At 45.4% G+C, this 21042-nt stretch carries 14 protein-coding genes, 3 tRNA genes and 3 rRNA genes; 6 read left to right on the forward strand and 14 right to left on the reverse strand.

Annotated features, from left to right (window positions below; translation table 11 throughout):
* Positions 1–80: 80 nt before the first annotated feature.
* From JK628_RS22275 to JK628_RS22305, 7 genes are all read right to left on the reverse strand, one after another.
* Positions 81–1655, reverse strand: coding sequence for a methyl-accepting chemotaxis protein (locus tag JK628_RS22275; RefSeq protein WP_202287049.1), 1575 nt, complete (start codon positions 1653–1655; stop codon positions 81–83).
* 712 nt (positions 1656–2367) lie between these two features.
* Positions 2368–2444 (reverse strand) — tRNA-Asp (locus JK628_RS22280).
* A 105-nt stretch (positions 2445–2549) separates the two neighbouring features.
* Positions 2550–2665: ribosomal RNA gene (gene rrf, locus JK628_RS22285) — 5S ribosomal RNA — on the reverse strand.
* Positions 2666–2836: 171 nt separating this feature from the next.
* A 23S ribosomal RNA gene (locus JK628_RS22290) occupies positions 2837–5741 on the reverse strand.
* A gap of 391 nt (positions 5742–6132) precedes the next feature.
* Positions 6133–6208, reverse strand: a tRNA-Ala gene (locus JK628_RS22295).
* A gap of 64 nt (positions 6209–6272) precedes the next feature.
* A tRNA-Ile gene (locus JK628_RS22300) sits at positions 6273–6349 on the reverse strand.
* A gap of 89 nt (positions 6350–6438) precedes the next feature.
* A 16S ribosomal RNA gene (locus JK628_RS22305) occupies positions 6439–7981 on the reverse strand.
* The 16S, 23S and 5S rRNA genes sit together here with 3 tRNA genes alongside, the layout of an rRNA operon.
* Before the next feature lie 741 nt (positions 7982–8722).
* Here JK628_RS22305 and JK628_RS22310 point away from each other — a divergent pair.
* Positions 8723–9181, forward strand: a complete 459-nt coding sequence (locus JK628_RS22310) for an RNA recognition motif domain-containing protein (RefSeq protein ID WP_202287050.1) — start codon at positions 8723–8725, stop codon at positions 9179–9181.
* 1 nt (position 9182) lies between these two features.
* Here JK628_RS22310 and murI read toward each other — a convergent pair whose 3' ends face one another.
* A complete protein-coding gene (murI, locus tag JK628_RS22315) occupies positions 9183–9989 on the reverse strand; it encodes a glutamate racemase (RefSeq protein WP_202287051.1) in 807 nt (268 codons plus the stop codon).
* Positions 9990–10174: 185 nt separating this feature from the next.
* Here murI and trmA point away from each other — a divergent pair, with 185 nt between their 5' ends.
* Complete coding sequence (gene trmA, locus JK628_RS22320; RefSeq protein ID WP_202287052.1) at positions 10175–11272, forward strand: tRNA (uridine(54)-C5)-methyltransferase TrmA; 1098 nt, start codon at positions 10175–10177, stop codon at positions 11270–11272.
* A 54-nt stretch (positions 11273–11326) separates the two neighbouring features.
* Here trmA and fabR read toward each other — a convergent pair whose 3' ends face one another.
* Complete coding sequence (gene fabR / locus JK628_RS22325; RefSeq protein WP_202287053.1) at positions 11327–11941, reverse strand: HTH-type transcriptional repressor FabR; 615 nt, start codon at positions 11939–11941, stop codon at positions 11327–11329.
* A gap of 140 nt (positions 11942–12081) precedes the next feature.
* Here fabR and JK628_RS22330 point away from each other — a divergent pair, with 140 nt between their 5' ends.
* The 3 genes from JK628_RS22330 (at position 12082) to mnmH (ending at position 15473) form a co-directional block, all read left to right on the forward strand.
* Positions 12082–13188, forward strand: coding sequence for an acyl-CoA desaturase (locus JK628_RS22330; protein WP_202287054.1), 1107 nt, complete (start codon positions 12082–12084; stop codon positions 13186–13188).
* A 150-nt stretch (positions 13189–13338) separates the two neighbouring features.
* Positions 13339–14376, forward strand: coding sequence for a selenide, water dikinase SelD (gene selD, locus JK628_RS22335; RefSeq protein ID WP_202287055.1), 1038 nt, complete (start codon positions 13339–13341; stop codon positions 14374–14376).
* Positions 14376–15473 (forward strand): tRNA 2-selenouridine(34) synthase MnmH, encoded by a 1098-nt coding sequence (mnmH, locus tag JK628_RS22340; RefSeq protein WP_202287056.1) that lies wholly within the window; start codon positions 14376–14378, stop codon positions 15471–15473. Before selD ends, mnmH begins: the two co-directional genes overlap by 1 nt.
* A 46-nt stretch (positions 15474–15519) precedes the next feature.
* Here the strand turns inward: mnmH and JK628_RS22345 are convergent, their stop codons facing one another.
* The 3 genes from JK628_RS22345 to nudE all read right to left on the reverse strand — a co-directional run bounded on the left by JK628_RS22345 (position 15520) and on the right by nudE (position 18691).
* The gene (locus tag JK628_RS22345) at positions 15520–17181 is read right to left on the reverse strand and encodes an MFS transporter (protein WP_202287057.1); all 1662 of its coding nucleotides are present in this window, start codon (positions 17179–17181) and stop codon (positions 15520–15522) included.
* 98 nt (positions 17182–17279) lie between these two features.
* On the reverse strand, positions 17280–18095 hold the full coding sequence (cysQ, locus tag JK628_RS22350; RefSeq protein WP_202287058.1) for a 3'(2'),5'-bisphosphate nucleotidase CysQ: 816 nt from the start codon (positions 18093–18095) through the stop codon (positions 17280–17282).
* A 41-nt stretch (positions 18096–18136) separates the two neighbouring features.
* A complete protein-coding gene (gene nudE, locus JK628_RS22355; protein ID WP_202287059.1) occupies positions 18137–18691 on the reverse strand; it encodes an ADP compounds hydrolase NudE in 555 nt (184 codons plus the stop codon).
* Between the two features lie 366 nt (positions 18692–19057).
* Here nudE and yrfG point away from each other — a divergent pair, with 366 nt between their 5' ends.
* Positions 19058–19735, forward strand: a complete 678-nt coding sequence (gene yrfG, locus JK628_RS22360) for a GMP/IMP nucleotidase (RefSeq protein WP_202287060.1) — start codon at positions 19058–19060, stop codon at positions 19733–19735.
* 62 nt (positions 19736–19797) lie between these two features.
* Here the strand turns inward: yrfG and JK628_RS22365 are convergent, their stop codons facing one another.
* On the reverse strand, positions 19798–20556 hold the full coding sequence (locus tag JK628_RS22365; protein ID WP_202287061.1) for a type II secretion system protein N: 759 nt from the start codon (positions 20554–20556) through the stop codon (positions 19798–19800).
* 9 nt (positions 20557–20565) lie between these two features.
* A complete protein-coding gene (locus tag JK628_RS22370) occupies positions 20566–21042 on the reverse strand; it encodes a type II secretion system protein M (protein ID WP_202287062.1) in 477 nt (158 codons plus the stop codon).

The raw sequence follows: 21042 nt of genomic DNA on the forward strand, positions 1-21042 counted from the left end.
AACGTAAACGGGTAGCACTCAGAAGCCCCTACCTCTCAAGTTAAATTCTTCCAATGAGAGATAGGACTGACGCATTGCCATTAGTTATTACGATTTATCGTTTTCTCCCAAAACTGTCGAGACAAAAAGCTTGTCTTATTCGCTAATCGATTCATTTGATCGCATTTTATCTGTGCCTCTTCGGTGCGTTGCAAGTTAACATTAGACAGGTCATTGATAGTCACAATCGATTGACTAATATCAGCAGCTACCGAAGTTTGTTGACTCATTGCTGCAGCATTTAACTCTGACATCTCATGGATCCGCCCTATAGAGTCACGTAATTTGTCAAACGCGCTATCTGCATCCCCAGCTAACGCCACGGAAAGATCCGCTTTCCTTTGTCCGGCATCCATCGCATTTGCAGCGATTTGAGTACTCTTTTGGAACTTGGTAACGATGCTACTAATTTGCGCTGTTGATTCACTGGTGCGTATAGAGAGCTGTCGAACCTCATCAGCCACAACGGCAAATCCGCGACCGGACTCACCAGCTCGTGCGGCTTCAATCGCTGCATTTAACGCCAATAAGTTAGTTTGCTCTGCGATCCCCTTAATTTCACTTAAAACGGAGGCTATAGCATGGCTATCTTGCTCTATAGAATCGACAACAGTAGAAAAATGCACGACTTCCTTGCGAAGTTCACCAATTGAAGTCACGACTTTTAATAGATGGTCATGGCCTAACTCTGCAGATTCAAGGCTGGTGTTAATCTCTTGTGCAGCCTGTTGAGTATTGTCATTTACCTCTGCAAAACTTGCACTCATCTCCTCCATGGCCGCTGCAACCTGATTAGTCTGAAGACTCTGGCTATCAGCACGATCGTGTGTTTCAACAATTGTTTGCATCAACGACTCACTTTCGGTGCTTATCGACGATGCAGAATCAGCCATCCTGCCAACAACCCCACCGGTTTCGGTGATCAAGTAATTAAGTGCCAGATCCAGTTTACCGATTTCATCTTGGCGTCCACAAAAAATGCTGCGTGCGATCGGGTCATCCATTATTTCAGTGGATTTATCCACAAGGTTTCGCAACGGCTTAGTCAAAGCGTAAATACCAAAACCACCAATCAAAGTCCCCAGAACAGCGACAACCACAGTTGGTAATATTATGGTCGCGAACGCACAGGTTATTGCAGTCAAAGCGCACCATATACTCAACCTAGCCACAAACCCGACTAATGGCATTTCAAGTTCTGCAACATTAGGACTTTGATTCAGTTTTGTGTATATCTTTTCTGCTGACGCAATTTGTTCAGTAGTCGGTTTTCGTCTGATAGATTGGAATTCGTGCAACTGCCCTTTTTCAAATACTGGCGAAATGTACGCATTAGTCCAGTAATATTTACCTGTTATGGTCCGGTTTTTTACCAGCCCCATCCAAGTCTTACCGGCATTAACACGTTGCCAAAGCGATTGAAAAACCGCCGCTGGCATATCTGGATGTCGAACAATATTATGCGGCTTGCCTCGTAGCTCACTTGCCTCACACTCTGACATGCTAGCAAAGACTTCATTAGCATATTTTATATTGCCTTTTAGGTCTGTAGTCGATAACAAAATGCAATCTTTGGTCATCGGTTGTTCAATATTAGATTCGGACTGCTGGCGCATTGCGATACCTTCCTTTATTGTTAGGATCGTATATTGACAAAACTAACAATGGGTTAGCTTGATTTAAATCAAATAAGTCACATCGCAGATCAGAGCTACATCTCAAATAGATAAATAATTAGACGTTGATTTGTACATTAAAAGCACTACAAACACCGATTGGAAACTGATAAATAGGATAAAAATAGTATTTTCTCTGTCTATTTTCGTCGATTCAATCAACTTCAGTTAGATATGGCAGTAAAAATACCCTAGACCCTAGGTTTATAATGTTGTCCTCTACATAATTAAAACCACCTTGCTAAAAACCCGAATAAAATGCTCAGGCACTTTTAAAATTCGCCACAAAAAATCCCCTACACTGCCGTAGAGGCTTTCGTCTTTGTGTTGGCGGAGTAGACGGGACTCGAACCCGTGTGCCTTCGGCACGCGAGACAGGCCACTTTCCGCTTAATAAAGAAGCTAACCAACTGAACTACGGCTCCTTTAGCTTTATCTTATCCAAACGAAAAAAGCCCCTACATTGCTGTAGAGGCTTTCGTCTTTGTGTTGGCGGAGTGGACGGGACTCGAACCCGTGTGCCTTCGGCACGCGAGACAGGCCGCTTTCCGTTTAATAAAGAAGCTAACCAACTGAACTACGGCTCCTTTAGCTTTATCTTATCCAAACGAAAAAAACCCCTACATTTCTGCAGAGGCTTTCGTCTTTGTGTTGGCGGAGTGGACGGGACTCGAACCCGCGACCCCCGGCGTGACAGGCCGGTATTCTAACCAACTGAACTACCACTCCTTTAGCAAATTGCCGAAGCATTTCACTAAATTCTTTATAGTCTCTGATATGTCACTATCAGTAGACTTTGACTTCACTTTCTAGAAAGTGGAAATCAAATTAGGCGCCTGGAAATGACCTACTCTCACATGGGGAAACCCCACACTACCATCGGCGATACTGTGTTTCACTTCTGAGTTCGGAATGGGATCAGGTGGGACCACAGCTCTATGGTTTCCAGACAAATTTGGTTATTACTTTCAGCTTTTAAAAAGCTAAAGGTAAAAAGTTTAGAAAGCTGTTACTCGCTACCGCAAGTAATATTAAATTATTGAGTCTTACACACACATTAAGTGCTTCTAATTCTGGTTTCTGTCGAAACATCAGTCTCATACAAAACCCATCAGGGTTGTATGGTTAAGCCTCACGAGTCATTAGTACAGGTTAGCTCAACGCCTCACAACGCTTACACACCCTGCCTATCAACGTCCTAGTCTCGAACGGCTCTTTAGAGGAATTAAATTCCTAGGGATGACTCATCTTAGGACTCGCTTCCCGCTTAGATGCTTTCAGCGGTTATCGATTCCGAACGTAGCTACCGGGCAATGCTATTGGCATAACAACCCGAACACCAGCGGTTCGTCCACTCCGGTCCTCTCGTACTAGGAGCAGCTTCCTTCAATCATCCAACGCCCACGGCAGATAGGGACCGAACTGTCTCACGACGTTCTGAACCCAGCTCGCGTACCACTTTAAATGGCGAACAGCCATACCCTTGGGACCGACTTCAGCCCCAGGATGTGATGAGCCGACATCGAGGTGCCAAACACCGCCGTCGATATGAACTCTTGGGCGGTATCAGCCTGTTATCCCCGGCGTACCTTTTATCCGTTGAGCGATGGCCCTTCCATACAGAACCACCGGATCACTATGACCTACTTTCGTACCTGCTCGACGTGTATGTCTCGCAGTTAAGCTGGCTTATGCCATTGCACTAACCGTACGATGTCCGACCGTACTTAGCCAACCTTCGTGCTCCTCCGTTACTCTTTGGGAGGAGACCGCCCCAGTCAAACTACCCACCAGGCACTGTCCCGAACCCCGATTCAGGGGCCGCGGTTAGAACATCAAAACTACAAGGGTGGTATTTCAAGGTTGACTCCACTTCATCTAGCGACAAAGCTTCAAAGTCTCCCACCTATCCTACACATGTAGGTTCAATGTTCAGTGCCAAGCTATAGTAAAGGTGCACGGGGTCTTTCCGTCTAGCCGCGGGTATACGGCATCTTCACCGCAATTTCAACTTCACTGAGTCTCGGCTGGAGACAGCGTGGCCATCATTACGCCATTCGTGCAGGTCGGAACTTACCCGACAAGGAATTTCGCTACCTTAGGACCGTTATAGTTACGGCCGCCGTTTACCGGGGCTTCGATCATGAGCTTCTCCGAAGATAACCCAATCAATTAACCTTCCGGCACCGGGCAGGCGTCATACCGTATACTTCCTCTTGCGAGTTTGCACAGTACTGTGTTTTTGATAAACAGTTGCAGCCACCTGGTATCTGCGACTGCCAACAGCTTAGGGAGCAAGTCCCATCACCGTCGGCAGCGTACCTTCTCCCGAAGTTACGGTACCATTTTGCCTAGTTCCTTCAGCCGAGTTCTCTCAAGCGCCTTGGTATTCTCTACCCAACCACCTGTGTCGGTTTGGGGTACGATTCCTACTAACCTGAAGCTTAGAAGATTTTCCTGGAAGCATGGCATCAACTACTTCAGTCCCTTAGGACCTCGTCATCAACTCTCAGCATTGCAATTTAATGCGTATTCCCGGATTTGCCTAAGAATACTGCCTACAGCCTTAAACGCGGACAACCAACGCCGCGCTAGCCTAGCCTTCTCCGTCTCTCCATCGCAGTTAGCAGAAGTACAGGAATATTAACCTGTTTCCCATCGACTACGCCTTTCGGCCTCGCCTTAGGGGTCGACTCACCCTGCCCTGATTAACATTGGACAGGAACCCTTGGTCTTTCGGCGAGGGAGTTTTTCACTCCCTTTATCGTTACTCATGTCAGCATTCGCACTTCTGATACGTCCAGTGTGGGTTACCCCTTCACCTTCAACCGCTTACAGAACGCTCCTCTACCGCTTGCTAGTAAACTAGCAAACCCATAGCTTCGGTGTATTGCTTAGCCCCGTTAAATCTTCCGCGCAGGCCGACTCGACTAGTGAGCTATTACGCTTTCTTTAAATGATGGCTGCTTCTAAGCCAACATCCTAGCTGTCTAAGCCTTCCCACATCGTTTCCCACTTAGCAATAACTTTGGGACCTTAGCTGATGGTCTGGGTTGTTTCCCTTTTCACGACGGACGTTAGCACCCGCCGTGTGTCTCCCGTATAGTACTCATTGGTATTCGGAGTTTGCAAAGGGTTGGTAAGTCGGGATGACCCCCTAGCCTTAACAGTGCTCTACCCCCAATGGTATTCGTACGAGGCGCTACCTAAATAGCTTTCGAGGAGAACCAGATATCTCCCGGTTTGATTGGCCTTTCACCCCCAGCCACAAGTCATCCGCTCATTTTTCAACATAAGTCGGTTCGGTCCTCCAGTTGATGTTACTCAACCTTCAACCTGCCCATGGCTAGATCACCGGGTTTCGGGTCTACACCTTGCAACTAAACGCGCAGTTAACACTCGGTTTCCCTACGGCTCCGCTATTCGCTTAACCTCGCTACAAAATGTAAGTCGCTGACCCATTATACAAAAGGTACGCAGTCACGGTCTCAAGAACCGCTCCCACTGCTTGTACGTATACGGTTTCAGGTTCTATTTCACTCCCCTCACAGGGGTTCTTTTCGCCTTTCCCTCACGGTACTGGTTCACTATCGGTCAGTCAGGAGTATTTAGCCTTGGAGGATGGTCCCCCCATGTTCAGACAAGATGTCACGTGTCCCGTCCTACTCGTTTTCACGTAAAGTTAGTTTTCATGTACGGGGCTATCACCCTGTGCCGCTGTGCTTTCCAACACATTCCACTAACACCCTCTACGCTTAAGGGCTAATCCCCGTTCGCTCGCCGCTACTAGGGGAATCTCGGTTGATTTCTTTTCCTCCGGGTACTTAGATGTTTCAGTTCCCCGGGTTTGCCTCACAACACTATGTATTCATGTTGTGATACTCACTTATGTGAGTGGGTTTCCCCATTCGGACATCGTTAGCTCAAATGCTTGTTACTAGCTCGCCAACGCTTTTCGCAAGTTACTACGTCCTTCATCGCCTCTGACTGCCAAGGCATCCACCATATACGCTTAGTCACTTAACCATACAACCCAAATAAGTCTCTATGAGAAATAATCGTTGCTTCAAGCGGGTAAGCTTAAAACAGTCGTATCGTAACTAATGGTTTCTACTTTCGCCAAAATTAGAATTTTTAACTCGTAACCGTTAAGTCACAAGCCAAGACACTTAATGTTTAAGTGTTTAGAACTCAATTTTTAATTTCGCGCTAATCCTATAAATAACAATACGATAAATCGTAGCTGCTATCCCTTTCAGATTAACACTATCAGCTTTCCAAATTTTTAAAGAACGGGCTTAAAAAAGCCAAAGATAAAGTTTTCGTTTATCTTTGGCATCTCTATCCAATGCATGCCTCACTTATCAGCTAGAAAAGTAAGTCTACTAAATCATCAAATGATAATTAGCAAAGTAAATGGTGGAGCTATGCGGGATCGAACCGCAGACCTCCTGCGTGCAAGGCAGGCGCTCTCCCAGCTGAGCTATAGCCCCATTTACATGCAGTCAAACAAAATACGTTAATACAAAATCTTCATTTAGGAGAAACAAAAGATTTTGGTGGGTCAGAGTGGACTTGAACCACCGACCTCACCCTTATCAGGGGTGCGCTCTAACCAGCTGAGCTACAGACCCAACGTATATTGCTCTTTCTTTATAACAAGCATATCTGTGTGAACACTCAAACGTATTTGCATACTTCAGATGTGAGTTAGTCGTATAGGTAAGGAGGTGATCCAGCCCCAGGTTCCCCTAGGGCTACCTTGTTACGACTTCACCCCAGTCATGAACCACACCGTGGTAAACGCCCTCCCGAAGGTTAAGCTATCTACTTCTGGTGCAGCCCACTCCCATGGTGTGACGGGCGGTGTGTACAAGGCCCGGGAACGTATTCACCGTAGCATTCTGATCTACGATTACTAGCGATTCCGACTTCACGGAGTCGAGTTGCAGACTCCGATCCGGACTACGACCGGCTTTGTGAGATTAGCTCCACCTCGCGGCTTTGCAACCCTCTGTACCGGCCATTGTAGCACGTGTGTAGCCCTACTCGTAAGGGCCATGATGACTTGACGTCGTCCCCACCTTCCTCCGGTTTATCACCGGCAGTCTCCCTAAAGTTCCCACCATTACGTGCTGGCAAATAAGGATAAGGGTTGCGCTCGTTGCGGGACTTAACCCAACATTTCACAACACGAGCTGACGACAGCCATGCAGCACCTGTCTCATAGTTCCCGAAGGCACACCAAAATCTCTTTCGGCTTCTATGGATGTCAAGAGTAGGTAAGGTTCTTCGCGTTGCATCGAATTAAACCACATGCTCCACCGCTTGTGCGGGCCCCCGTCAATTCATTTGAGTTTTAACCTTGCGGCCGTACTCCCCAGGCGGTCTACTTAATGCGTTAGCTTGAGAACCCAGTGTTCAAGACACCAAATTCCGAGTAGACATCGTTTACGGCGTGGACTACCAGGGTATCTAATCCTGTTTGCTCCCCACGCTTTCGTACATGAGCGTCAGTCTTTGTCCAGGGGGCCGCCTTCGCCACCGGTATTCCTTCAGATCTCTACGCATTTCACCGCTACACCTGAAATTCTACCCCCCTCTACAAGACTCTAGTTTGCCAGTTCGAAATGCAGTTCCCAGGTTGAGCCCGGGGCTTTCACATCTCGCTTAACAAACCGCCTGCGTACGCTTTACGCCCAGTAATTCCGATTAACGCTTGCACCCCTCGTATTACCGCGGCTGCTGGCACGAAGTTAGCCGGTGCTTCTTCTGCGAGTAACGTCACAGCTACTGGTTATTAACCAACAACCTTTCCTCCTCGCTGAAAGTACTTTACAACCCGAAGGCCTTCTTCATACACGCGGCATGGCTGCATCAGGCTTTCGCCCATTGTGCAATATTCCCCACTGCTGCCTCCCGTAGGAGTCTGGACCGTGTCTCAGTTCCAGTGTGGCTGATCATCCTCTCAGACCAGCTAGGGATCGTCGCCTTGGTGAGCCATTACCTCACCAACTAGCTAATCCCGCCTAGGTTCATCCAATCGCGGAAGGCCCGAAGGTCCCCTCCTTTCCCCCGTAGGGCGTATGCGGTATTAGCAGTCGTTTCCAACTGTTATCCCCCTCGATTGGGCAGATACCTAGGTATTACTCACCCGTCCGCCGCTCGACACCTCAGGAGCAAGCTCCCTTGTGTTTCCGCTCGACTTGCATGTGTTAGGCCTGCCGCCAGCGTTCAATCTGAGCCATGATCAAACTCTTCAATTAAAGTTTTTTGCTTTACTCGGTTAAGAGCAAAGCGGCTCAATGAATTATACTGTTTTTCAAATATCCGAAGATATTCGAAGTTTACATATTGCTATGGTCACTCAGTGGTTCATTGAGTTAATATTTTTGATTGCCGACATTCCGAAGAACAGAAGGCAATTTCGAATAACTCAACACCTGTGAGTGCCCACACAGATTTGCTTGTCATATTGTTAAAGAGCGTGACATCAATCTTTCAGATGTCGCCGAAGACGCTAGGTCGTTGGCTTGAGGAGGCGTATTCTACACTCTCCAGTGTCGGCGTCAAGAGCTTATTTTAAGAAGTTTTTCAAGCGATGATTTCTTAATCAGAAGTCATAACCCGAAGCCCTTAAAGCGCTTGTCACCTGAATCAAATCTCCGAAGAAGTTTAACTCTCTAACACTGCTGCAAGTCCCGTACAACCTAAGCTGTTGGCCTGCTGTGCCGTGTCAGTGGGTGCGAATTATAGGGAATTCCTGAGCAAGCGCAAGGGCTTTTTTAAAAGAAAATGATCGCTTGCCGATCTTTTCACCAAGACGTCCATTTATGTGTATAAATCGTGCTTTTTATGATGATAATTGCGCCTATAAAGGAGAAGAATGTAGATAAAGTTCATTTTTTCAGCAACACACTAGTGTATTGGTTAATAATTCATTACCATAAGCAAGTTATTAACAGTAAGTTATCGATTCATTCATTTACACTTCAGAGACTATATATATGCAGAAGTCATTCTTTATCGTTTTAGCCGTTGCCATTATTGGTGCATTAGCTATTTTTCAGATCGCTCCAGATCTAAACGCTGCCATTGCTTTCTTTACTGGCGCTATCATCGCAAGCGTTATCTTTTCTATTCAATCTAAATCAGGGACGTCTGCTGCTACCAGTAACGAACCTTACACTGGCCCTACTATGACTTTATATGTAGGTAACCTGCCATACCGTGTTCATGAAGGTGAAGTGAAAGCTTTATTTGGTGAGTATGGTCCGGTCAACTCTGTTCGCTTAGTCCGAGATCGTAAAACAGGTCGCCGTAAAGGCTTCGGTTTTATCGAGATGTCAGAAGCTGGCGCTAAGAAAGCTATGTCTAAGTTAAACGAATATGATTTTCAAGAAAGAACACTAAAAGTTCGTGAAGCTAAATCTCAAGATTCAGATAAAGCAGAAAGCCAGGCATAGCCTAGCTAAGGCGTGTTGAGGAGCGAGGTTCGACTTTAGTGAACCCCTCTTCAACTAACCTTGATCTCAGCCCCAGCGCAATATCGTCCGCTGTATACACCGCTCTGTAATCCGTATCCCTATTACCCTTTGATTTACTAGCCCTTACATCTACTAGTAAATACGCGACCCGATCTGCTACCGCTTTACCCGAATCTAGCAAAGCAATGTGATTACCCAACACCTGTCTAATTTCCGGCGCCAGTATTGGAAAGTGAGTACAGCCTAACACCAAGGTGTCGAGTGCAGACTCTCGGATAGGCCCGAGTAGTAAAGCAAGCTTTGCCATATCGACCCTTGCTCCAGCTAATTTAGCTTCCGCCAACATGACCAGTTCGGACGAACCGAATAGATCAACTCTGCACTCCTCAGCAAATGCTTCAATTAGCTCCTTAGTATAAGGACGTTTAATCGTACCTGGCGTAGCAAGCAATCCGATATGTCGCTGTTTTGACATTTTTGCAGCTGGTTTAATTGCCGGAACCACGCCAACAATAGGAATAGATAACTGTTTCCTTAGTATGGGAAGCACTAGGGTACTAGCAGAGTTACATGCAACGACGACTATAGCCGCGTTAATCTGCTTTGCTTGTTCGCAGATAAGCGACACACAGCCAGTGATAAGTTCTGACTCTTCTAACTCGCCATAAGGCAGACGCGCATTATCAAATAGGTAGCAGCAGTCATGATCAGGTATCACTTTTCTGATCTCATCCAGAATGGATAATCCACCAATTCCAGAGTCAAAAATAAGAATAGGTCCAGACAAATGCGTTCTCCACTATATATGTAAATGCGTTCATATCACTGCCAAGTAGGGTCAGTTTCGGCAGAATTGGCTATATTGGTTAGAATTTTCCCACAAGCTTGGCTAAATCGGAAGCGAGAAACTGGACATCCCTGCTATCTAGTATAATATTCCGCCCCTAATTTAATGCTCACGGTGATCAAAATATGAATTTAGCAGCAATGAATCCTTCAACCTATGATGTGCAACTCGAAGCCAAGCGCGTCAAGCTAAAGCAGCTATTTGCCGATTTTGATACTCCAGAACTAGAATCGTTTGGTTCTGAGCCTGCCCATTATCGTATGCGTGCTGAGTTTAGAATGTGGCATGAAGGTGAAGACCTCTACTACTATATGTTCGATAAAGAGCTTAATAGTAAAGTGCGTTGCGATCAGTTCCTACCCGCCAGTGAACTTATCAACAAAATGATGCCTGTTTTGGTTGAACTATTAAAGCCTAACACTATCTTGCGTCATCGCTTGTTCCAAATTGACTTCCTGTCGACTCTCAGTGGCGAAATCTTAGTATCACTGCTTTATCACAAACAACTCGATAGCGAGTGGGAAGAGCAAGCTAAAATTTTAAAGCACACACTAAGTAGTCAGTTTAACGTTAACTTAATTGGTCGCGCTCGTAAGCAAAAGCTAGTTTTTGATAAAGACTTTGTCATCGAATCTCTTACCGTTGCTGGCGAGCAGTTGCAGTATCATCAAATTGAAAATAGCTTTACCCAGCCTAACGGCAAAGTATCAGTCAAGATGCTTGAATGGGCGATTGATGCAACGAAGAACAGTAGCGGTGATCTCCTAGAGCTTTATTGCGGTAACGGCAACTTCTCTATCGCACTGGCACAAAACTTTGATCGAGTACTAGCAACTGAACTCGCCAAACCATCGGTGGAGTCGGCGCAATACAATATCAAAATGAACAATGTTGAAAATTTGCAGATTATTCGAATGTCTGCGGAAGACTTTACTGACGCTATGGCGAAAAAGCGTAGCTATCGACGCCTAGCAGGTATCGATCTTGATGGTTACAACTGTAATACTATTTTCGTTGACCCACCTCGCGCAGGACTGGATGACAATACGGTTAAATTAGTACAGGGTTATGAGCGTATCGTTTATATCTCATGTAATCCAAATACACTGTTAGAGAATCTAAAAGAGTTGAGTAAAACGCACAAAATCACTCGATTCGCCCTATTTGATCAGTTCCCGTATACCGATCATATGGAGTCTGGTGTTTTTCTAGAAAAGAGATAATACCCCTAACAAAAAACGGCACCCAATTGGATGCCGTTTTTGTTATTGTGCTCGCTACTTATGCTCTCTTTTACTCTGTAGCGCATCTGCACCTTTAGCAATCATATGCAGTTGAATCACTAATCGGTCAGCCAACACTTTGCGGTCTGTGCGTTTCATATCTAGTGCTGCAGCTCCAGCATTAAAAACCAAGGTAACCAATGCTTCGGCTTGCGCATGCGCTAAGTCAGGCGCTCTATTGGCTGTTGCTTCGGTGTAGTGCGCTAATTCAGAAATAAAGTGCTCTATCTCTCTCGCCACCGCGCCTCTAAATGGAGCTGAAGTACCAGAGCGCTCATGCAAAAGAATGCGAAACACGTTTGGGTTCGATTCCATCACTTCCATAAAGGTCTCAACCGAAATACGGATGACACTGCCACCCGCCTCTGCTCGTTGACGGCCTTTACGCATCATTTGTCGTAAAGTAAGTCCACCCTCATCAACCATGGTTAAACCAAGCTCATTCATATCTTTAAAGTGACGATAAAATGAGGTCGGAGCAATATTGGCTTCGCGCGCGACTTCGCGCAAACTCAGGCTAGAAAAGCTACGTTCAGCACTCAACTGATTAAACGCTGCATCGACAAGTGCGCGTCGAGTCTTCTCTTTCTGTTGTGCTCTTATGCCCATGTTGAACCTACTCACAAAAATTATGTTTCGAATAGTAACGCTTTTTCAGATAAAACGCAGCATCAACAAACTTGACCCCAGATGTTATCCAAGTTAAATTAGCGTACAGCTGTACGCTCAACTTGAGATTATAAACAATAATGAAAAAACCTCCTCTAATTTGGATGAATGTGAGTCTATTTAGCATCACATTCGCCAGCGCTGTAATATTCGTTCCTTGGTATGGGATCGCCCATGGTTTTGATGCCATAGAGTGGGTAGCCTTTATCGCACTGGCTTTTGCTAGTGGCTTGTCGATCACTGGCGGCTACCATAGACTCTGGTCTCACCGCACATACAAAGCCCATGCTTCAGTACGCTTCCTCTATGCCCTTGGAGGCGCTTTGGCGCTACAAAATAGTGCGCTACATTGGTCATCAGATCATCGAGTTCACCATAAGCATGTCGATAACAATGACAAAGACCCCTATTCCGCTAAAATGGGGTTTTGGTATAGTCATATCGGCTGGATGCTACGTGAATATCAATCTCAGCGTTACCATGACTACAAAAATGTGCGCGATCTACAGAATGACAAAATTGTGATGTGGCAGCATAAATACTACCTACCGTTACTGATCATCATGAATTTTGGCCTGCCTATTTTACTTGGTTGGTTAAATGGCGACATCCTCGGCATGTTACTCCTCGCGGGTTTGCTGCGCTTAGTGGTGGTGCATCATTGCACTTTCTTTATCAACTCGCTTGCCCACATTTGGGGGTCACAGCCTTATACCGATAAAAATACTGCACGTGATAACGGCTTTATCGCCCTACTAACCTACGGCGAGGGTTACCATAACTACCATCATATTTTTGAGAACGACTACCGTAACGGTATTCACTGGTGGCAGTATGATCCAACCAAGTGGTTAATTGATGGCCTAGCATTAGCTGGCCTGACCCATAGTCGACGTGTTGTGCCGCAAGAGCGCATTGAAAGTGCTCGCTTACAGATGCAGTTAAAGCGCACTCAAAATAAGGTCGCTCATCTACCAAATAGCGACGAAATAGTCGAAAAGCTACAAGCTGAATATGAAACACTTAAAGCCCATTTAGCTGAATATTACGATGCCAAAAAGGTATTACTCGAAGCCAAGCGTAAACAATTGGCTAATAGAGACCTTATGGCGGAAGTCAAAGCCCTCAAACTTCAATTTAAACAACAACAGAAGAGTTGGCACAACCTTACCGCAAGCTTTGGTTAACATTGAAGCCACTCTATCGAGTGGCTTTTTATTACACTTATGAGCAAGATACCCCCTCAGCATCAACTTCCCTAGCGACTTCATTGAAGTCATCGGGTGATGGGTCTATGATGATCGGCTAATTAGCTTCTTTTAGGGCGTTTCAAGCTCATGTCAGATCAACAAATCAAACTTACCGAGTATAGTCACGGCGCAGGTTGTGGCTGCAAAATTTCTCCTAAAGTGCTTGGCACAATACTAGCAACTCAATTGCCAGTATTTGACGATCCTAAACTGCTTGTCGGTAACCAGACTCGTGATGATGCCGCCGTTTACCAACTGAATGAAACTACTGGCATTATTAGCACCACAGATTTCTTTATGCCGATTGTAGATGATCCATTCACGTTCGGGCGCATCGCTGCGACCAATGCAATCAGCGACATCTATGCGATGGGCGGAACACCGATGATGGCAATTGCTATCTTGGGCTGGCCAGTCAATAAATTACCCGCTGAAGTCGCACAACAAGTAGTGGATGGTGGCAGACAAGCCTGCGCAGATGCAGGTATTATGCTGGCAGGTGGTCACAGTATCGATTCGCCAGAGCCTATTTTTGGCTTGGCCGTCACCGGACAGATACCGCTGGAAGAGCTTAAAAAGAACAATACCGCTAAGGTTGGAGACAAGTTATATCTAACTAAACCGCTTGGTATTGGCATTCTAACGACTGCGCAAAAGCAGAAGAAGCTGGCAGATGCAGATCTTAATACCGCTGCAGATGCTATGTGCCAGCTCAATATTCTTGGCCCTGCTATCGCCAAGATCCCTCAGGTCAACGCATTGACTGATGTTACCGGGTTTGGATTAGCTGGACATCTTCTAGAGATGTGTCACGGTGCAGATCTTGGTGCCAAAATTGATATCAGCCTGCTGCCACTATTACCGAATGCACAACAATATTTAGCAATGGGCTGTATCCCTGGAGGAACCCACAGAAACTTCGATAGTTATGCTGAGCACCTACCTCCGTTAACGGATGAGCAGAAAGCGATTATTTGCGATCCTCAGACAAGTGGCGGCTTACTGATTTCAGTTTCAGCTGACGGCGAAGCCGAGCTACAAAAATTACTTGGCGATAACGGCGTAGAACCTATCTGCATCGGCCAACTTGTCGAAAAAACAGCAACGACTGTGGAGCTTATCTAATGCCACTCAACATTGTGAGCGCAACTGAATACCGACGAATACTCGTCAGTGATCATCCTATAATGGATGCGCGAGCACCTGTTGAATTTGACAAGGGCGCTTTTCCAGCCAGTAGCAACCATCCGCTAATGGAAGATGAGGAGCGAAAACTTGTTGGCACCTGTTATAAAGCTAAAGGCCAAGAAGCTGCCATTGCGCTTGGCCACTCGCTAGTAACCGGAGCGGTTAAACAGCACAGGCTTGATGCTTGGCTGAGCTATTTTAGCCAAAACCCTAATGCTTACCTGTACTGCTTTCGTGGTGGCCTGCGATCTAAATTAACCCAGCAATGGTTGAAAGAGGCAGGCATTGATGTCCCCTTTATTGAAGGGGGCTACAAAGCGATGCGTCAGTTTTTGATTGAAACCATAGATAATGCACCAAGCCAAAAGCCGATGTTAATCCTAAGTGGGATCACCGGCAGCGGCAAGACTGATTTTTTATTGCAACGCAATGATGCCGTCGATCTAGAGGGTATTGCCCACCATCGTGGCTCAAGCTTTGGCCGTTACCATGAACCTCAGCCAACACAAATTAATTTTGAGAACGCACTTGGGGTAGCACTGCTAAAACATCAAGATAGCGATGCCAAACATCTGCTACTTGAAGATGAAAGTTTTCTTATTGGTCGCTCCGCACTGCCAAAGCCTTTCTATCATGGGATGCAAGCAGCTAGCATTGTGGTGTTAGATGAGCCATTAGAAGCCAGACTACAACGCTTGCTTAACGAGTATGTACATAAGATGCATAGCGGCTATATTGAGCGTTTAGGTGAAGAAGCGGGATTTAATGCATTCGCAGAATACCTTGCATTAAGTATTAGTGGTATTAAAAAACGCCTTGGCGGAAAACAGCATGATGAATTCCAAGCCATCATCACTAACGCACTTAACATTCAACAAAGCCGTGGCGATAGCACTGCGCATCTTGAATGGATTGAATTGCTGCTAAATAAGTATTATGACCCTATGTATCAATATCAAATTGATAAAAAAGCGCAGCGTATTCTATTTAAAGGCAACCACGCTGAAGTTCACCAGTGGTTAGATGCAATCTAAAAAGCATCAATCGGTTATCAGCCAAAGATTGCAGGTAACCGATTGCTCATACCGAAAAGCTCACTTCTATTTCTCCTCTTAGCCCACTGCCTGACTTATGTTCGATACTACACTTAATTGTTTTAGCGTTTTCTATGGAGGGCTGAGCTTGGACGCCCGCGATGCAGACCAATACTGGTGCAACTCCTGAGCATACAGCACCTTCCCACGGACGCTGATTAATAATGTAGCCCAGCAAACCGGTTTGTGGTGGGTTTTGTGGTTCGATCACGAAGTACACAGATCGATTAAACATGCCGTGAATAGCGAGTAAACTTTGCCAATTGAGTGAGACTGATTCGACAACTAACGGAATGCTTTTATCCTGCAGTAACGGGGTAACTTGAGCCTTATTAAACACTGTCACCCGATTCAACACGCGGCGCACAACATAACTCATTGCGCTGACCACAAGCTCAGGCCAACAAACAAAAAACAGCAAAAGCACCAACATATTACCCCAGGCAAGCAGTAAAAATAGTTGCTCTATATTCCACTGCAATACATTTAAGACTAGCATCGCAAAAATGGCTGATGTCACCATAAAGAGTGCATTGATGATGTTGTTACTGGCAATAGCTTGCGCGCACTCTGTTTCGTCAGCACGAGCTTGAATATAGGTATATAAGGGCACAATAAACAGACCACCGCCAATGCCTATCATGAATAGATCAAACATGAGGCGGTAATGGCTAACCTCGGCGATAAAGGCGCTGATATCAAATACCGGATCTGACGCTAAAACCACGGGTAACGCGCTATACAGATCAATACCAAAGTAGCCCAGCATAATAATACCGATAGGGGCGACACCTAATTCGACCCGCTTAAATGACAAACGCTCACAAACAAAAGAGCCGATGCCTATGCCTACGGAGAACAGTAGTAGTAACAGAGACACCACGGTTGGATCTGCATTAAGCGTGATTCTGCTAAAGTTGGGGATCTGGGTTAAATAGGTTGCCCCCACAAACCAAAACCAACTAATAGCCAAGATTGCAAACCAGATATCTTTGTTTTTTCTCACCTTACGAATGCTAGCAACTGTCGCCGAGATGATCGAAAATTTGGGTTTTACACTATTGTGCGTCGGCACATTTGGGATCATCCAACTGGCAAGCATACCAAGCAGAGCCAGCATCAAGACGCTGCCAGCTGCCCAATAAGTAGCATGATCACTCGCAACAATCAGCCCCGCTGACAACGTGCCGCTTAAGATGGCTAAAAACGTGCCCATCTCTACCCAAGCATTGCCCGAAACAAGCTCATTTTCTTGCAGGACACGTGGCAGTAATGAGTACTTAACGGGGCCGAAGTATGCCGACTGCGTTCCCATAAGAAACAGCAAAAGCAACATAATAAGAAAACTATGGGAGAGTATGGCGAACACAGCCGCCGACATAATCAAAAATTCGAGAGCCTTAAGGCGACGAATAAGTACCGCTTTATCAACACTATCGGCAACCTGGCCCGCATGAGCGGAAAATAGTAAAAATGGCAGAATAAACAAACCCGCAGCAAGGTTTACAAATAGATGAACATCTATCGGTAGAGCCTCCACTTGCGAGTAACTCACCATCAGTAACAGCACATTTTTAAATACGTTGTCATTTAGTGCCCCTAAGCACTGAGTCATAAAATAGGGCAAAAATCGGCGACTAAATAACATAACGTTCCTTTTGAAAAGACTGGCGCTATTTTAAGCTCAAATAGAACGCTTCCAATAAAAAAGCCATCACACTGTGATGGCTTTAGGCTACTGCTGACTTAGCTCTCAGCAGTTAGGATCTCGTCCCAGGCTAAATTCGGTGAACCCACAACAATAAAATTTGGATTTTCTAAACTTTCACGCTCATTATAGCTAAGGGGCTGCAGCTCAAGATCCATAATCTGTCCGCCCGCTTCCTCCACAATAATCTGCGCAGCACCTGTGTCCCACTCTCCAGTGGGGCCAATACGAACATAACTATCAGCGCGGCCTTCTGCCACCAAGCAACTCTTCAATGCAGCTCCGCCAAGCACCACAAGCTCACAGTGTTTATTTTGGTTAAACAACTTAATGACTGATTGAGGATCTTGGCGCCGACTTACCGCTAATCGCAACGGGCTATTATCATCTTTGTTGATCTGACGACTACTGATACGTAGATCATTACCTTTGACCCGCTTATAAGCACCTAATCCGGCGATAGCGTAATAACACACCTCAGTCATCGGCGCATACACCACGCCAACAATTGGACGGTTGTGCTCGACCAGTGCGATGATGACCGAGAAATCACCACTGCCCGCAATAAATTCACCGGTACCATCGAGTGGATCAACCAACCAATATCGTTGCCAGTCACAGCGCTCTGTAAAAGAGATATCCGCATCCTCTTCCGATAGCACCGGGATATCAGGGGTGAGCTGGTTCAACGCTTTGATAATAATATTATGCGCTGCAATATCAGCCGAAGTAACTGGAGTGTTATCTGACTTTATCTCGCGTTCATAATCACCTTGCTGGTAAATATCACGGATTTTCTTACCCGCCATAGTGGCGATTTCAATAACTTGATCGATGTAACTCTCTGGCTTCATAACTACTCCAACAGCCTCACTACCTGGATATGTTTGTTGAACTACTTTAGTTGTAGATGCTTTTGCGCCAAAAATAAAGCACTTACACTACGTGACTCAGAAAAATCCTGCTCTTGTAATAAACTCAACCACTGCTCAAGTGGCCATTTGACCAACTCTATCGGCTCGGGTTCATCCCCTTCTAGCTCATTTTGATAAAGATCTTCAGCCAGAAATATCTGCATTTTACTGGCAAAATATCCAGGCGCTAAGCTTAACTCCATCAAATGAGTCAGTTTTTTTGATCCAAAACCAATCTCTTCCTGCAACTCTCGGTTGGCAGCCTCCGCAGCGGTTTCACCCGGGTCGATGAGTCCTTTAGGAAAACCAAGCTCGTAACTGTGCGTACCCGCGGCATACTCTCGCCCTAGCAACAGCTGCTCTTGATCCAGCACTGGGACCACCATGACCGCACCACGGTTATTTCCTTTCATCCGCTCGTACTGACGTTCGACTTGGTTAGAAAACCTTAAATGCACCTGTTCAATTTGAAATAGTCTGCTCTTGGCGACGACTTCAGCATGCAATATTTCTGGTTTAACGTTCTTTTGAGTCATACACATCCCAGTGTTGATGCAGATAAATTAGCGAGATCAGCGATACCAATTCCAATAAGTATGTGGCCAATTCAGAGCTTTCTCAGGGCTTTCAATACTAGGCGCATTGCTGAAGAAATGGTTACTTCCTTTTGAGACAATGCAACGCTGGAGTGGACGTCCTGAGAAGCTCACATCGTGCGGGTTTTAAATCTCTTTATGCTGCGCAAGTGGCTTTCGAAATAGAATAACTATTAACAACAATCCACTTGCTTGCCTACTGTGATTTAAATTCCCGCTGAATGACCAACTATTTATTGGAATTGGTATGACAATATTACTATTCTATCCCCAATCTACAACCTGAATTTTTAGGATCAGCAAACTATGTTCCCATGGCGCGAAATTGATACCGTACTACTCGATATGGATGGCACCCTGCTTGACCTCCATTTCGATAACCATTTTTGGCTAAGCTTGATCCCCAAAGCACTCAGTGAACAGCGCAATATCTCCGAGAAAACCGCAATGGAATGGGTTGAGAAAAATTACCAAAACGTAGAGGGTACCTTAGACTGGTACTGCTTAGACTACTGGGAGCAGAAGATGGGGTTAGATATTATGACCCTACATGAAACACTCGTAGATAGGATCCAACTGCGCCAAGATAGCTTACCGTTTCTGTATGCTTTAAAACGAGCGGGTAAAAACCGTATTTTGGTCACCAATGCTCATCCTAAGGGCTTAGCGCTAAAACTGCAGCATACCGACTTAGCACTAGGGCTCGATGAGATGATCTCTAGCCATGATACGGGTTACCCAAAAGAGCATCCGCTGTTCTGGCAGCAACTATTTAGCCGTTTCAACTTAGATCCAAGTCGTTGCTTATTCATTGATGACAATGAAGCGATTCTGGCGGCCGCTAAACTAGCTGGAGTGGGTTATCAATTGGGTGTTGCCAATCCAGATAGTAACAAGCCCAACAAACAGTTTAGCGACTTTCCGGCCATAGCAGACTACCACCATCTGTTAGACGATTTACTTGCCGCTGAAAACCTTAATTAAGTGGGCTTATCCGATCAAAAAAAGGCACTTAAAAGTGCCTTTTTAATCATTAACAATACTGTTTAGATAGGTAACCGACCTTGATAAGTTATTGGGTAGTAGCCTTGGCTATCTTTTTTACCTAAAAACCCCAGTGCTTTTTTCAAATCATCCGGCTGAGTATTCACTTCTCGTATCTTGGCATTTACCTGCATCATCTTATTATCAGCTAATACGATGGTGCCATCTAACCCCAACCCATTAAGCTTTTCATCTGTGGCTAACTGCACATTGCCATCGATGCAACTTAAGCCTAATGCGATGTCACCGAGTGGGTAATTACCAAACTGATTGGTTACTTTTACCTTATTTAAAAACAGCTTACCAACTAACTGCTCGCACCAAGGTAATCCTTGACCAAAAGTATCAACTAACGCACTAACATCACCATTGATCTTGGTTTTAAACGGTAAACGTGTATTACCAAGTAAAAAATTACTTGGCGCTTCAAAACGTAAACCACTGACATCAAGCCCGCCAAACGAATAAGCGACAACAGCTTTGCCGTTAACAGCACTGCTACGGGTACCGATACTAATGTCTGCCTTAATCGCTCCAGTCAATAATGACGCGATACTTAAATCCCAATGAATCAGTTCAACTTGGCGCTTTTTCACGCTAAGCATATCAATGCTACCAGACCAAACTGTACCCGACACCCCGCTGATAACAATGTTTGCAGGGATTGGTGCCAACTTAACTGCCATACTCGCAGGAAACAAGACCACTAGGAACACCAAATAGATGAAAAAACCTAGCACTATTTTTTTAACTAATTTCACAACTACATCCTACTTGGATAACTGAATTCGGCGAACATTTACAAAACCAGGCGTATCAGACTCAGCCAAATCGAGACTCTCTAGAGACAACCCCTGATTTTGAACCAACTCACTAAGGTAGCTAAGCAAGGTGTCGAAAGGAACTTCGTCCATCCATACTTGGATTTTATTTCCTTGCGGCTGCATCCGGGTAATGGTCAAACCAAAACTGCCTGCAGTTTGGTTAACCGCGGCACTTAAGCTGCCCTTAAAAGCGCTAGCTTGACCAGTCTGTTTCAAGCCTTCGATACGGTTAGCTGTTTGCTTTACATAATTGAGAGTACTAAGTTGCCCTTCAAGATTACGCTGCGCCTCAGTTTCGGCGTTAGCGATTGGGGTCCAAATACCCCAATACAAAATGCCGATCAATAACACTACGCCACACGCACTGACCATCTGTTTTTCACGCAGAACCAGTCCAGCCCACCATACTTTAATGTTATCCAT

The organism is Shewanella sp. KX20019, from assembly GCF_016757755.1.
Lineage (GTDB): Bacteria > Pseudomonadota > Gammaproteobacteria > Enterobacterales > Shewanellaceae > Shewanella.

Bases quoted from the DNA above. Each gene is read 5' to 3' on its own strand.
- JK628_RS22275 (WP_202287049.1), bottom strand. From the start codon at position 1,655: ATGCGCCAGCAGTCCGAATCTAATATTGAACAACCGATGACCAAAGAT.
- JK628_RS22310 (WP_202287050.1), top strand. From the start codon at position 8,723: ATGCAGAAGTCATTCTTTATCGTTTTAGCCGTTGCCATTATTGGTGCA.
- trmA (WP_202287052.1), top strand. From the start codon at position 10,175: ATGAATTTAGCAGCAATGAATCCTTCAACCTATGATGTGCAACTCGAA.
- fabR (WP_202287053.1), bottom strand. From the start codon at position 11,941: ATGGGCATAAGAGCACAACAGAAAGAGAAGACTCGACGCGCACTTGTC.
- JK628_RS22330 (WP_202287054.1), top strand. From the start codon at position 12,082: ATGAAAAAACCTCCTCTAATTTGGATGAATGTGAGTCTATTTAGCATC.
- selD (WP_202287055.1), top strand. From the start codon at position 13,339: ATGTCAGATCAACAAATCAAACTTACCGAGTATAGTCACGGCGCAGGT.
- mnmH (WP_202287056.1), top strand. From the start codon at position 14,376: ATGCCACTCAACATTGTGAGCGCAACTGAATACCGACGAATACTCGTC.
- JK628_RS22345 (WP_202287057.1), bottom strand. From the start codon at position 17,181: ATGTTATTTAGTCGCCGATTTTTGCCCTATTTTATGACTCAGTGCTTA.
- cysQ (WP_202287058.1), bottom strand. From the start codon at position 18,095: ATGAAGCCAGAGAGTTACATCGATCAAGTTATTGAAATCGCCACTATG.
- nudE (WP_202287059.1), bottom strand. From the start codon at position 18,691: ATGACTCAAAAGAACGTTAAACCAGAAATATTGCATGCTGAAGTCGTC.
- yrfG (WP_202287060.1), top strand. From the start codon at position 19,058: ATGTTCCCATGGCGCGAAATTGATACCGTACTACTCGATATGGATGGC.
- JK628_RS22370 (WP_202287062.1), bottom strand. From the start codon at position 21,042: ATGGATAACATTAAAGTATGGTGGGCTGGACTGGTTCTGCGTGAAAAA.